Source organism: Planococcus sp. YIM B11945 (assembly GCF_050864155.1).
Classification (GTDB): Bacteria; Bacillota; Bacilli; order Bacillales_A; family Planococcaceae; genus Planococcus.
This window is the reverse complement of record NZ_JBOZWR010000001.1, coordinates 371,424-383,679: the sequence shown is the minus strand read 5'-3', so window position 1 is coordinate 383,679 and position 12,256 is coordinate 371,424. Positions and strand designations below refer to the sequence as shown.

The 12,256-nt window shown below is 48.5% G+C and carries 11 protein-coding genes; 1 reads left to right on the top strand and 10 read right to left on the bottom strand.

Features of this window, described 5'->3' with window-relative positions:
- Positions 1-15 precede the first annotated feature (15 nt).
- A complete protein-coding gene (gene mce, locus ACRRQV_RS01975; protein ID WP_432527107.1) occupies positions 16-414 on the bottom strand; it encodes a methylmalonyl-CoA epimerase in 399 nt (132 codons plus the stop codon).
- Positions 415-582: 168 nt separating this feature from the next.
- Between mce and prli42 the strand changes: the two genes are divergently transcribed.
- Positions 583-678: a stressosome-associated protein Prli42 gene (prli42, locus tag ACRRQV_RS01970; protein ID WP_432527105.1), complete on the top strand. Its 96-nt coding sequence runs from the start codon at positions 583-585 to the stop codon at positions 676-678.
- A gap of 28 nt (positions 679-706) precedes the next feature.
- Here the strand turns inward: prli42 and ACRRQV_RS01965 are convergent, their stop codons facing one another.
- From ACRRQV_RS01965 to lpdA, 9 genes are all read right to left on the bottom strand, one after another.
- On the bottom strand, positions 707-1,690 hold the full coding sequence (locus ACRRQV_RS01965) for an aromatic acid exporter family protein (protein WP_432527103.1): 984 nt from the start codon (positions 1,688-1,690) through the stop codon (positions 707-709).
- A gap of 56 nt (positions 1,691-1,746) precedes the next feature.
- Entirely contained in the window at positions 1,747-2,187 is a 441-nt protein-coding gene (locus ACRRQV_RS01960) for a BrxA/BrxB family bacilliredoxin (protein WP_432527101.1), read from the bottom strand.
- A 65-nt stretch (positions 2,188-2,252) separates the two neighbouring features.
- Positions 2,253-3,320 (bottom strand): methylmalonyl Co-A mutase-associated GTPase MeaB, encoded by a 1,068-nt coding sequence (gene meaB, locus ACRRQV_RS01955; protein ID WP_432527099.1) that lies wholly within the window; start codon positions 3,318-3,320, stop codon positions 2,253-2,255.
- Positions 3,320-5,467: a methylmalonyl-CoA mutase gene (gene scpA, locus ACRRQV_RS01950; protein WP_432527097.1), complete on the bottom strand. Its 2,148-nt coding sequence runs from the start codon at positions 5,465-5,467 to the stop codon at positions 3,320-3,322. Before scpA ends, meaB begins: the two co-directional genes overlap by 1 nt.
- 1 nt (position 5,468) lies before the next feature.
- On the bottom strand, positions 5,469-7,163 hold the full coding sequence (locus tag ACRRQV_RS01945) for a methylmalonyl-CoA mutase family protein (RefSeq protein WP_432527095.1): 1,695 nt from the start codon (positions 7,161-7,163) through the stop codon (positions 5,469-5,471).
- A 100-nt stretch (positions 7,164-7,263) separates the two neighbouring features.
- A complete protein-coding gene (locus ACRRQV_RS01940; RefSeq protein ID WP_432527093.1) occupies positions 7,264-8,607 on the bottom strand; it encodes a dihydrolipoamide acetyltransferase family protein in 1,344 nt (447 codons plus the stop codon).
- Between the two features lie 217 nt (positions 8,608-8,824).
- A complete protein-coding gene (locus tag ACRRQV_RS01935) occupies positions 8,825-9,808 on the bottom strand; it encodes an alpha-ketoacid dehydrogenase subunit beta (protein ID WP_432527091.1) in 984 nt (327 codons plus the stop codon).
- A complete protein-coding gene (locus ACRRQV_RS01930) occupies positions 9,808-10,812 on the bottom strand; it encodes a thiamine pyrophosphate-dependent dehydrogenase E1 component subunit alpha (protein WP_432527089.1) in 1,005 nt (334 codons plus the stop codon). The genes ACRRQV_RS01935 and ACRRQV_RS01930 overlap by 1 nt, the downstream gene beginning before the upstream one ends.
- Before the next feature lie 13 nt (positions 10,813-10,825).
- Positions 10,826-12,253 carry a dihydrolipoyl dehydrogenase gene (gene lpdA / locus ACRRQV_RS01925; protein ID WP_432527087.1) on the bottom strand — a complete coding sequence of 476 codons (1,428 nt, stop codon included), beginning with the start codon at positions 12,251-12,253 and terminating at the stop codon, positions 10,826-10,828.
- Between the last annotated feature and the right edge of the window lie 3 nt (positions 12,254-12,256).

Here is a 12,256-nt window from a genome sequence, read left to right as displayed (position 1 = left end):
TTCCCCACTCCTCTGCTACTGCTTTTCGCACAATTCGTATAATACGCCGTTTGACGATTTTGGATGCAAAAACGCGACCAACGCCCCGCCGGCACCCGTCTTCGGCTGTTCATTCAACAGCTTCACGCCATGTTCGCGAAGCTCAGCCATGCGTTTTTCAATGTTCTCCACGCCAAATGCAATATGGTGGATGCCTTCGCCTCGTTTCTCCAGAAACTTAAAGACGGCGCTTTGTTCATTCAATGGTTCAAGCAATTCCAATTTGATATTTCCCGCATCAATAAACGCCACGCGCAAATTTTCAGATGCCACTTCTTCAATTTTCAACAAAGGGCAGCCAAGCGTTTCCGTATAATATGGCAGAACCTCATTTAAATTCCGTACAGCGATTCCGATATGGTCAACTTTCTTCATCCCGATTCACTTCCCTTTTTTGGCTTCCACTTTATTGTACCCATTCGCTGTAAAAAACTCTAGTTGTTCGCGAATATTCAGCTATTGAGGCGGTTGTTCTTCAAATCGCATAAAAAATATGGTATCCTGATATCAAGTACATTTGAAAATAAAGGAGTTTTCCAATTCATGAGAAACAACTTTTTCCGCAAATTCGTCGTCTATGCTATGATCATTTTGATGCTATTGTCCAGTGTGATGATGGGAATCAGCTTTATCATCTAATTTTATAAGAAACAAAAAGCGGCCGAAACTATACTTCGGCCGCTTTTTTATTATGGAATCCTTTATACGATTGTTTGATTTCCAAATAGCTTTCCATTTCCTGGATCACTTGATACAAAGACGCCATCGCTAAAAACGTTTCGTGGCTTTGGGGCAGCGGCATCGCGGCAAAATCGGCTTTGACCGCATCCAGCTCGTCGATATAGCGATGCGCCGTGTTGCCCGAATGGACATTGTTCGCCAACTCTTCCAGAAAATCTGCGACGAGTTGTGCGTGGTTGACGATTACCGGCAAGGCCGTGATTTTCGGCAATATCCGTTCGATGATGCCGAATTGCTGCTCCCGCATATCGAAATAGCGGTAATGCTTGTTTTCCAAGCGCGTAACGTGATTTTCAACGTCCTGATAGGCCAATGCTTTCGCTTTTTTCAGCAGTTCCTCCGCTTCCATCAATTCTTTGCCGCTCCACGCCGATTCGCCCCGGCGCAAATACACCACCATTTCTTGAAAAATCGACGAATACAGCGATTCGATGTCATAGCGGTAGTCATCCAGTTTCCGCTCGATGCTCGGCATGTACATGTTTACCAAAAGCGCCGTGCCAAAACCGACCCCCATGAGCATCAATTCATTCAAAAACAAATCCCCGGTTAAATTTTTGGAATCGTAAATATGCAGCAAAATGACCGAACTGGACACAAATCCTTCTGAAAAGCCGAGAGACACGAGTGCTGGAATAAAAAGCAAAATCATGACACCTAAAACGACCGGCTGGTAGGCAATTCCTTCAAAGAAAACGAAGGCATACAAAATGGCGATTAAGCTTGCTACCAAGCGTGAAAAAGCGGCGCGAATCGATTTCTTTTTTGTTGGCTGGATGCACAAGATGGTCAGGATTCCTGCTGAGACGTAATAATCCAGATGCAGCAATTGGGCTAGTGTAATGGCAATCGCTACACCTGCTGCTGTTTTCATGGTCCGATAGCCAATAGAAAAACGCTTTAATTTCATAAATGCCTCCAATTTTCGACATGAAAAAATGCCCCGCTAATGGGGGCATTATGAGATTACAACTCGTCGCAATGCTCTTCGAACAATGCTTGGATATGCGTGATGACCGACATTGGGTCATGCCCTTCGATTTCGTGGCGCCCAATTTCATCCACCAATTTGCCGTCTTTCATGATGGCAAACGATGGAGACGATGGAAGATGGTCATCTCCAAAAATCGCGCGGGCTTGAGCCGTTGCTTCTTTATCTTGTCCTGCAAAAACTGTATACAAGTTATCAGGGCGTTTGTCGTAATGGATGGCATGCAATGCAGCTGGACGGGCAATGCCGCCTGCGCAACCGCATACAGAGTTGACCATGACAAGGCTTGTTCCTGGTTTAGAAAAAGCTTCAGTTACTTCTTCAGCTGTTTGGAGCTGTGTATAGCCGCCGTCCAATAATTCCTGGCGGGCTTGTGTTACGATATCATTCATTAAAAAATTAAAATCCATAGCCATTCTTATCACTCCTTCTATCATACTCTGTTAATCATAGCATCCCTTGAAAAGACATGCAAAAAACCTTACTCGAAGAGGCTGGAAATAGCTTTGGAAACCGTCAGTTCCCCGTTCACCACTTGTTTTTCAAGCGTTTTGACCAGTTCCCGCTTAGCGGATTGGCTGAAAAAACGGCTGTGGAGTTCATCGGCAATCATGGAACCAAACCAGTCTTTCGTCTGCTCCTGCCGCCGTTTTTGCCAGTAGCCGCTCGCCTGCACCGTTTCCTCAAACTGCTCCACCATGTCCCAAATATCCCGAATGCCTGTCTGTTCGAGAGACGAAGCCGTGAGCGCCTGCGTCTTCCAGCTTTCGGTAGCCGGCTGCAAAAAATGCAGCATTTGCTTGTACTCGGCTTGCGTTTTCTTGGCCAGTTTGGCGTTATTGCTGTCTGCTTTGTGGACTACGATGGCATCAGCCAGCTCCAAAATGCCTTTTTTCATGCCTTGCAACTCATCACCAGCTCCGGTCAGCACGAGCAGCATGAACAAATCCACCATACCGCGCACCAAGGTTTCGCTTTGGCCGACTCCGACCGTTTCAACCAGAATTACGTCATAGCCTGCTGCTTCACATAACAGCATCGTTTCGCGCGTTTTCTTATGGACGCCACCGAGCGTACCGGCAGTCGGCGATGGCCGGATAAACGCGTGCGGATTGCGGGCGAGCTGCTCCATCCGCGTTTTATCGCCCAAAATGCTGCCGCCGGTTAATGACGAACTGGGATCGATCGCGAGTACCGCGACGCGTTTACCGAGTTCTGTTAACATTCCACCGAACGTTTCGATAAACGTGCTTTTCCCGGCTCCTGGCACGCCGGTGATGCCAATGCGGATGCTGTTTCCGGTAAAAGGCAACAGCTGGTTCAATAATTCCTGCCCTTGTGCTTTATGGGCAGGATTCGAACTTTCCAAAAGCGTAATGGCTTTTCCCAAATAAAGACGGGAGCCGCTTTTGACGCCTTCTGCAATTTCTGCAATATTAAGCGCCGCACCAGGCGGTTTTTTGAATTTTTTCCGAGGATTTGAACTCATGCCGTCGTGGGAAGCAGCAACGCCTTTTAAGACTTGCCGAGAGACGTTTTCCTGATCCATCAGTCCGCCACTTCCTCATAGCCAAGGCGCGTGTAAATTTCCTCGATGACTTTCTGTGCTGCTACCGGAATAACGGTTCCGGGGCCAAAAATGGCACTGGCGCCATTTGCGCGAAGAAACGCATAATCTTGCGCAGGGATTACGCCGCCGACGACGATCAAGATGTCTTCACGGCCGATTTTTTTCAATTCAGCTGCCAGTTCCGGCACAAGCGTCATATGCCCAGCCGCCAGCGAACTCACCCCAATTACGTGGACATCGTTTTCTGCGGCTTGCTGAGCCGTTTCAGCCGGCGTTTGGAACAACGGTCCGATATCCACGTCAAAGCCGAGGTCCGCGAATGCGGTTGCGATAACTTTGGCGCCGCGGTCATGTCCGTCCTGCCCCATTTTCGCAATCAAAATGCGGGGACGGCGCCCTTCATTTTCCATAAAGTCTTCCGTCATTTCTTTGACCACTTGGATTTCTTCTTGGTTGGAGAAATTCGAACTGTAAATGCCGCTCACAGATCGGATCACCGCCTTATGCCGTCCTGATGCCACTTCGATGGCATCGGAAATTTCACCGAGGCTTGCCCGGTGGCGCGCCGCTTCCACTGCATACGCTAAAATATTGTCTTCTTCGTTTAAAGCTGCTTCTGTCAGGCGCTTTAGCGCTTCCTGAACTTTTTCATTGTCGCGTTCCGCTTTCATGCGGTCCAAACGCTCGATTTGCGTTTTCCGAACCAGCGTATTGTCGATATTTAAAATATCGATCGGGTCTTCCTGATTAAGCCGGTAGCGGTTGACGCCGATGATGATTTCTTCATCCGAATCGATTTGTGCTTGCTTTTTGGCAGCCGCTTCTTCAATGCGCATTTTCGGAAGTCCCGTTTCAATCGCTTTTGCCATGCCGCCAAGGTTTTCAACTTCTTCAATCAAATCCCATGCTTTTTCCATCAGTTCATTGGTCAGCGCTTCCACTGAGTACGAACCGCCCCACGGATCGATGACGTTGGTCATTCCCGTTTCTTCCTGAAGGAACAATTGCGTATTGCGGGCAATGCGCGCGGAAAAGTCTGTCGGCAGCGCTATCGCCTCGTCGAGTGCATTGGTATGCAGGGACTGCGTATGGCCCATAGCTGCGGCGTTCGCTTCAATCAGCGTACGGGTGACATTATTAAACGGATCTTGTTCCGTCAAGCTCCAGCCGGACGTTTGGGAATGCGTGCGCAACGCCAGCGATTTATCGTTTTTTGGATCGAACGATTTCATCATTTTCGCCCAAATTTCACGCGCTGCCCGCATTTTCGCGATTTCCATGAAATAGTTCATGCCGATGCCCCAGAAAAACGACAGCCTTGGAGCGAACGAATCAATTTCAATGCCTGCAGCAAGCCCAGTCCGCACGTATTCCAATCCATCAGCGAGCGTATAGGCAAGTTCAATATCGGCAGTCGCTCCCGCTTCCTGGATGTGGTAGCCAGAAATGGAAATCGAATTGAATTTCGGCATCCATTGCGACGTGTAGCTGAAAATATCTGCAATGATGCGCATCGACATGGCAGGCGGATAAATATACGTATTGCGCACCATGTATTCTTTCAAAATGTCGTTTTGGATCGTCCCTGACAGTTGTTCGGGCGACACGCCTTGTTCTTCGGCGGCGACGATGAAAAATGCCATGATTGGCACAACCGCACCGTTCATTGTCATCGATACCGACATTTGGTCGAGCGGAATGCCGTCAAACAAAATCTTCATGTCTTCTACGCTGTCGATGGCAACGCCCGCCTTTCCGACATCGCCGACGACGCGCGAATGGTCCGAATCATAGCCGCGGTGTGTGGCCAAGTCAAAAGCAACGGATAAGCCTTTTTGGCCCATCGCCAAATTGCGGCGGTAAAACGCATTGCTTTCTTCAGCGGTCGAGAATCCAGCATATTGCCGCACGGTCCACGGCCGTGACACATACATTGTTGGATAGGGCCCACGGACATTGGGAGCAAATCCCGGCATGCTTTCTTCATGGAAAGCAACATCTTTTTCGGTGTAAACAGGCTTGATGGCAATGCCTTCATTGGTGACAAAAGCGTTGTCGTGTTTCAAACCGCTTTCTTGGATGTTGACGTTTTGGATATTCACTTTGGAAAAATCAGGTTTGGTCATATTAGAAAGCCTTCTTTCCTAAGCTAAGAATTTGTTCAAGTTTTGCCGTCAACGGTTTTCCGCTGTAAATAGCTTCGCCGATTCCGTTCACTTTCCACTCGTTCATCAGTTCGACCGGGAATTTCCCTGCAACATCGAGCACCGCTTCGGTTGAAATACCTGGAAGCACGGCTTCGATTTGGCTAGGCTGGCCGCAAATCACGGCATAACCAATTTCGTTTTCCGTTAAAAAGCGGTTGATGTCTTCAGCGGAATTCAATTCTGGACTCAACAGCGGCTCGATTCCGCCGACTGCTAAAAATCCGAGCACGAAATCCGATTGGCGTTTCACGTCTTTTAGCGGGCCTAAATGAAGGACGGCCGTTTTCAGCATACTTTCCTTGCTCGTTGCCCGCAATTTCTCGAATGGCGTAGCAAGGCGTTTTGCAGCCAAATATTCCAAATGGCTGAAACGGATGTCATCATTTTTAACTGCTTCTTGTGGGTTGGCGTAAATATTGGTGCCGATCAGCGATGCTTTTCGGCTGTCTGTTTTCGCTTCCCGCTCCAGCCATTTCGCTTGGAAATCATCGGTCAGCCAGCCGGATTTCACCGCTTCTTTATAGCCGCCCGCTTGTTCGATTTCTAGGAAATAACTCCAAGCCGCTTGCACAAATTCATGGGTCAAAGTTTCAATAAAATACGATCCGGCAGCTGCATCGATTACATGCGAAACATGCGCTTCTTCTTTTATGACCAATTGAACGTTTCGCGCGATCCGCCGGCTGACGGCATCTGGAGTCGTTAAAAAGTCGTGTGGATGGACCGTATGGGCATCGGTTCCGCCAAGCACCGCAGAAAGTGTTGCGTTTCCTGCCCGCAGCAAATTCACGTACGGATCCAGCTTGGAATAGGAACGTACCGAAGTTTCGGTGAAAATCGGTACCGTGTGAGCCGTTTCGCCGTAAGCCGAACAAAATGCGTTCCACAAGACGCGGAATGCCCGCAATTTCGCGATTTCCTGGAAAAAATGCGTATCAATGGCAAAACGCACCCACAAGCGCTCGGCTTGCTCTTTGAAATTGCCCGGTTCGATGTGATCTGCCAGCATGCTGAGTGCGACGCCCAGTTCATGGACGATCGAACCGCCTGAATTGTGCACCGGCAGCAAATCGATCAATTTCGTGCGAACATTCTCAGGCGCTTCGACCGGATCTTCCGAGAAAATAACGCCTTGGACGCGAGCCGCTTGGTCCGCTTCAATAAAATCAAAAACGCGTAAAATCGCCCGGTCTTCGTGGGTCAGTTTAAAATAAATCGGGTAATCGACAATCAATGCCGCCAGCTCTTGAAGTTGATCGTCTTCCCATTCCAGGTTGTTTAAACTCGTGTAAACGACCATTTCATTTCCACGTGCCAAGCCTTCTTTAATGGACTCTAAAATTTGGCCGGCTGTTTCGCCAACCACTTCTTGTGCCACCAGCCAGCCTGCATGGTTTTTGCCATTCTGAACGGCAGCCGTCTGCATCGGCAGAACGCCTGAAAGTTTGTCGAGCATTTCTTTCGTATACAAAGGCTCTAACAGGATGCCTTCAACGGTCGGTGTTTTTAACGCAGCATCAAAAGACTTGCCTTTTAATGCCTGTTCAGCAGCTGCTTGCCACTCCTGATATGTACGTTTTGAAAATCGGGTCTTTTTCATCGATTCAATTGTCACGCTATTCCCTCCCCAAGGCTATCTCTTTTCATTTTACCTGACTCATCGTGGACATTAAAGCAAAAAAAGCTTGAAGCCGCGATGGACTCCAAGCTTTTCATTAATATACCGACGTATTTTCTTTAGACATATTCTCCAAAATTTCTTTCACACGCGCCAGGAATTGTCCGCAAACAAGTCCGTCAAGCACACGGTGGTCAAGAGATAAGCACAAGTTCACCATATCACGTACGCCAATCATGCCGTTAGCCATGACCATTGGGCGCTTCACAATCGACTCCACTTGGACAATAGCCGCTTGCGGATGATTGATGATGCCCATGGACTGGATGGAACCGAATGATCCGGTGTTGTTGACCGTGAATGTGCCGCCTTGCATATCTGCCGATTTCAGCTTGCCAGAACGGGCTTTTAGCGCCAGCTCGTTGACTTCCTTGCCGATGCCTTTGACCGATTTTTCGTCCGAGTTGTGGATGACCGGAACGAACAATGCATTGTCTGAAGCGACCGCGATGGAAATATTGATGTCTTTTTTCTGGATAATTTTGTCTCCAGCCCACATCGAGTTCATCATCGGGAATTCTTTTAATGCTTGCGAAATGGCTTTTACGAAAAACGCAAAATACGTAATGTTGAAGCCTTCTTTTTTCTTGAATTCGCCTTTGATGGAATCGCGGTAAGCGACCAGGTTCGTTACATCCACTTCAATCATCATCCACGCATGCGGCGCTTCGTGTTTGCTCTTCAGCATATTCGCTGCAATTGCGCGGCGGACGCCGGTAACTGGAATTTCAATGTCGCCAGGTGCGCTTTCAATCGAAGCCGATTTTGCTGCTGGTGCAGAAGCTTGCGGCTGTGCTGCTTGTGGAGCTGCGGGTTGCGCAGGTTCCTGGGCTGCTGCAGGAGCATCGCCCGCTTTCGGAATGTTGCCGCTGTCGATCAGCGCCATCAAATCTTTGCGCGTGATGCGTCCTTCATTGCCTGAACCGTTTACTTGGGCAAGGTCGATGTCGTTGTCTTGCGCCAAACGAAGCACTGCCGGTGAATACCGAGCTTTGGATCCCGCTGGACGCGCAGGCTGTGAAGAGCCTTTGGTGCCGGTCATGCCGGTTGTCAGTTCCGTGTCAGCTGCTGGCATGACGTTTTCCTTGCCAACATTTGCCGGCTGCGGAGTTGCGTCGCCCGCTGGAGCCGAATCGCCGCCTTCGGTTTCAATCGTACAAACGATTTCGCCGACTGCAAGCGTATCGCCTTCTGCAGCGACTAATTCTTTGATGATCCCTGTGAATGAAGAAGGAACTTCCGCTGTTACTTTATCGGTGTTCACTTCTGCCAAAGGATCGTATTTATTGACATGGTCGCCTGGCTGAACAAGCCATTTTTCAATGGTTCCTTCTGTTACACTTTCACCAAGCTGAGGCATTTTAATGTTTTCAATAGCCAAAGGGATTCCTCCTTAACTGCTTTTTTCTTTCTTTTTCAACCCTGTACGGACGCAACTGCTTCTGGATGTCATTGCAGATATTCCGCAAAACAGCTTCGCTTGCCGCGAAGCGATGCAGGAGTACTACTCGCTGCATAAATCGCGTAGAGTCCTGCCCAAAGCGGCTGAAGCGGCTTATAAAAGGCACCTTCTTTAGTTCAACTTATAAAATTTATTATTAAAACTCAGCAAGTTCTCTCATGGCTTTTTCAACTTTATCCGGATTGATCATAAAGAATTTTTCCATGGTCGGCGCGTAAGCCATTGCCGGCACGTCTGGACCTGCTAGGCGTTTGATCGGAGCATCCAGGTCGAACAAGCAGTTTTCAGCGATGATCGCTGCCACTTCTCCGATGATGCTTCCTTCTTTATTGTCTTCTGTAACAAGCAATACTTTGCCGGTTTTTTTCGCAGCTTCGATGATGCCTTCTTTATCCAGTGGATAAATGGTGCGAAGGTCAAGGACGTGTGCGGAAATGCCGTCTTCTGCCAAGCGTTCTGCTGCCTGCAAAGCGAAATGGACCGCCAAGCCGTAAGTGATGACGGTAATGTCATCGCCTTCGCGCTTGACGTCTGCTTTGCCGATTTCGATTGTGTAATCTTCTTCAGGCACTTCGCCTTTGATCAAGCGGTACGCGCGTTTATGCTCGAAAAACATGACCGGATCTTCATCGCGGATCGCTGCTTTCAACAAGCCTTTCGCATCGTATGGCGTTGAAGGAATAACGATTTTCAGCCCTGGCTGGTTGGCAAATACCGCTTCTACCGATTGCGAATGGTAAAGCGCGCCGTGGACGCCTCCGCCAAATGGTGCACGGAAAACGATCGGGCATGACCAGTCGTTGTTCGAACGGTAACGAATGCGGGAAGCTTCTGAAATGATTTGGTTGACTGCCGGCATGATGAAATCGGCAAACTGGAATTCAGCGATTGGGCGCATGCCGTACATCGCAGCTCCGATAGCTACGCCTGCAATGGCAGACTCAGCAAGCGGTGCATCCACTACGCGGTCTTCGCCGAATTGGTCGTAGAGGCCTTGCGTCGCTTTGAACACGCCGCCTTTTTTGCCGACATCTTCACCGACAACAAAAACGTTTTCATCGCGTTCCATTTCTTCTTTCATGGCAAGCGTGATGGCGTCAATATAATTCATAACTGCCATTATTCGTTTCCTCCTTTTTCAGCGTAGACGTATTTCAATGCATCTTCCGGTGCTGCGTACGGTGCATTTTCTGCATAATCCGTTGCTTCGTTGACAATCACCATGATGCGGTCGTTGATTTCTTTTTCAAGTTCGTCGGTTAAGATGTTGTTTTCTTTCAAATAAGCGCCGAATAACAAAATCGGGTCTTTGTCTTTTTGTGCAGTCAATTCATCTGCAGACCGGTATTGGCGGTGGTCATCATCTGATGAGTGGGCCGTCATTCGTTCTGATACCGTTTCGATCAAGCTCGGGCCTTCGCCTCTGCGTGCGCGGTCGGCTGCTTCTTTAACATGCTTGTACACTTCGATCGGGTCGTTGCCGTCGATCGTAACGCCCGGCATGCCGTAGCTTGCCGCCCGGTCCGATACGTTTTTGCTCGCTACTTGGCGGTCAAAAGGAACCGAAATCGCGTATTTATTGTTTTCAACCATTGTGATGATTGGCAATTTGTGGACGCCGGCAAAGTTCAAGCCTTCGTGGAAATCGCCTTGGTTGGATGATCCTTCGCCAAGAGTTGTAAACGTGATGAAATCTTGTTTTTTCATTTTTCCAGCAAGTGCAACGCCAACTGCGTGAGGCAATTGCGTCGTAACAGGTGAAGAACCCGTCAAAATGCGGTTTTTCTTCTGCCCGAAATGCCCCGGCATTTGGCGTCCGCCTGAGTTTGGATCTTCCGCTTTTGCAAACGCAGAAAGCATCAATTCTTTTGGCGTCATGCCGAAATGAAGGACTACGCCTAAATCGCGGTAATAAGGTGCGATATAATCTTTTTGATTGTCCAGTGCAAATGCTGCCCCTACTTGAGCCGCTTCTTGCCCTTGGCAAGAAATAACGAACGGAATTTTTCCTGCACGGTTCAAAAGCCACATGCGCTCATCGACGCGGCGGGCAGTCATCATCGTTTCGTACATCTTTAGCACATCGTCATTCGTCAAACCAATTTCTTCGTGTTTTGCAACCATTCCAATTCCTCCTTTAACTATGGATCGCTTTGCCGTCAACCGCCAACGCCGCTTCGCCCATCACTTCGGAAAGTGTCGGATGCGGATGGATGGTATCGGCGATTTCCCACGGAGTGGCATCCAGAACCATGGCAAGGCCTGCTTCTGAAATCATATCGGTTACGTGGGGCCCGATCATATGGACGCCTAAAATGTCGTTGGTGTCTTTATTGGCGATGATTTTGACGAAACCATCAGATTCGCCATATACTAAGGCTTTGCCGATCGCTTTAAACGAAAACTTGCCGACTTTTACGTTAAATCCTTTTTCTTTTGCCTGATCTTCCGTAATGCCGACGCTTGCTGCCTCAGGGCTCGAATAAATGCAGCGCGACACAAGATCGTAATTGATGGCATGGGGGTTATTGCCTTTAATGTGCTCAACTGCAGTAATTCCTTCATGGGATGCAACATGTGCCAATTGAAGACCGCCGATCACATCACCAATCGCGTAAATATGGGATTCTTTTGTCTGGAAGGAATCTTTCACTTTGATAAATCCTTTTTCGACGATGATATCGGTATTTTCCAAGCCGATGTTTTCGATATTTGCTTGACGGCCGACTGATACCAGCATTTTTTCAGCAGAGAATGTTTCCATTCCGCCTTTTATTTCCGCTTGGACCGTTACACCGTTGTCGCCGGTTTCAAGCGTTTCTGCCATAACTTTAGCGCTCACTGCAAATTTGATGCCTTTTTTCGCAAGCAATTTTTGCATTTCTTTGGAGACGTCTTTGTCTTCGGTCGGAATAATGCGGTCCGCATACTCAATGACGGTCACTTCGACGCCGAAATCATTGAGCATCGATGCCCATTCGATTCCGATAACGCCTCCGCCGACTATTAGAATAGACTTAGGAAGTTCTTCCATTAACAACGCTTCATCCGAACTCATCACGTACTTGCCATCAATCGTTAAACCAGGCAATGTGCGCGGGCGTGAGCCGGTCGCAATGATGACGTTATTTGGAATCAGCATTTCGTTTTCTTCGCCGTTATTCAGTTCAACGGAAATCGTTCCTGCATTTGGAGAAAAAATAGACGGTCCCAAAATCCGGCCAATTCCTTCGTAAACGTCGATTTTGCCTTTTTTCATCAAGCCTTGGACGCCTGCATGCAATTGGTCGACAATGCCTTGTTTCCGCTGCTGCACCCGAGAAAAATCAAGGGATACATCGCCTGTGACCACGCCGAAATCTGCTGCGTGATTTTTAGCCGTCGAGTAGACTTCAGCGCTCCGCAGCAACGCCTTGCTTGGAATACAGCCTTTATGTAAGCAAGTTCCGCCAAGATTTCCTTTTTCGACGATTGCCGTTTTCAAGCCAAGCTGTGCTGAACGTATAGCAGCTACGTATCCGCCCGTGCCGCCGCCTAAAATTACCACGTCATAGTTTTGAGCCATGAA

Bases quoted from the DNA above. Each gene is read 5' to 3' on its own strand.
- mce (WP_432527107.1), bottom strand. From the start codon at position 414: ATGAAGAAAGTTGACCATATCGGAATCGCTGTACGGAATTTAAATGAG.
- prli42 (WP_432527105.1), top strand. From the start codon at position 583: ATGAGAAACAACTTTTTCCGCAAATTCGTCGTCTATGCTATGATCATT.
- ACRRQV_RS01965 (WP_432527103.1), bottom strand. From the start codon at position 1,690: ATGAAATTAAAGCGTTTTTCTATTGGCTATCGGACCATGAAAACAGCA.
- ACRRQV_RS01960 (WP_432527101.1), bottom strand. From the start codon at position 2,187: ATGGCTATGGATTTTAATTTTTTAATGAATGATATCGTAACACAAGCC.
- meaB (WP_432527099.1), bottom strand. From the start codon at position 3,320: ATGGATCAGGAAAACGTCTCTCGGCAAGTCTTAAAAGGCGTTGCTGCT.
- scpA (WP_432527097.1), bottom strand. From the start codon at position 5,467: ATGACCAAACCTGATTTTTCCAAAGTGAATATCCAAAACGTCAACATC.
- ACRRQV_RS01935 (WP_432527091.1), bottom strand. From the start codon at position 9,808: ATGGCAGTTATGAATTATATTGACGCCATCACGCTTGCCATGAAAGAA.
- ACRRQV_RS01930 (WP_432527089.1), bottom strand. From the start codon at position 10,812: ATGGTTGCAAAACACGAAGAAATTGGTTTGACGAATGACGATGTGCTA.
- lpdA (WP_432527087.1), bottom strand. From the start codon at position 12,253: ATGGCTCAAAACTATGACGTGGTAATTTTAGGCGGCGGCACGGGCGGA.